The sequence below is a fragment of the Bradyrhizobium sp. NBAIM08 genome (assembly GCF_020193935.1).
In the GTDB taxonomy this organism is placed as follows: domain Bacteria; phylum Pseudomonadota; class Alphaproteobacteria; order Rhizobiales; family Xanthobacteraceae; genus Bradyrhizobium; species Bradyrhizobium yuanmingense.
This window is the reverse complement of sequence record NZ_JADYVR010001408.1, coordinates 1-379: the sequence shown is the minus strand read 5'-3', so window position 1 is coordinate 379 and position 379 is coordinate 1. Positions and strand designations below refer to the sequence as shown.

General features: G+C 74.9%; 2 pseudogenes. One reads left to right on the top strand and one right to left on the bottom strand.

The window, feature by feature from the left end:
- Positions 1-181 (top strand): annotated as a pseudogene (locus I6F37_RS45170) (oxidoreductase); the annotation flags it as partial.
- Here the strand turns inward: I6F37_RS45170 and I6F37_RS45165 are convergent.
- Positions 150-379, bottom strand: a pseudogene (locus I6F37_RS45165) (hypothetical protein); the annotation flags it as partial. The pseudogenes I6F37_RS45170 and I6F37_RS45165 sit on opposite strands and share 32 nt — an antisense overlap.

Genomic DNA, 379 nt, shown 5'->3' with positions numbered 1-379 from the left:
GATCACCGAGCTCGTCGAGCAGATGGGGCCGGAGGGCGTGGAGGCGGCGCGCAAGCGCTTCGAGGGCGTCGAGCGGCTGGAGGCCGGCGACATCGCGGACGCCATCGAGTACATCGTCACGCGGCCGTGGCGCGTGGCCGTCAACGAGATCATGATCCGGCCGACGGAGCAGGAGTGGTGAAGGCGCGCAGGGCGGGCACCGGCTCGCCGATGCCGCGCAGCTCGTAGGCGCCGGCATCCTCCCAGTCGAGGCGGTCGCCGCACGCGACGCGGACCTCCGGCGTGGCCAGCACGGTCCACGGCGGCGCCACCGCACACAGCCGGGCGGCGAGGTTGACCGTGCGCCCGAGCCAGTCGCCGGCGCTGTGCAGGGCCGGCC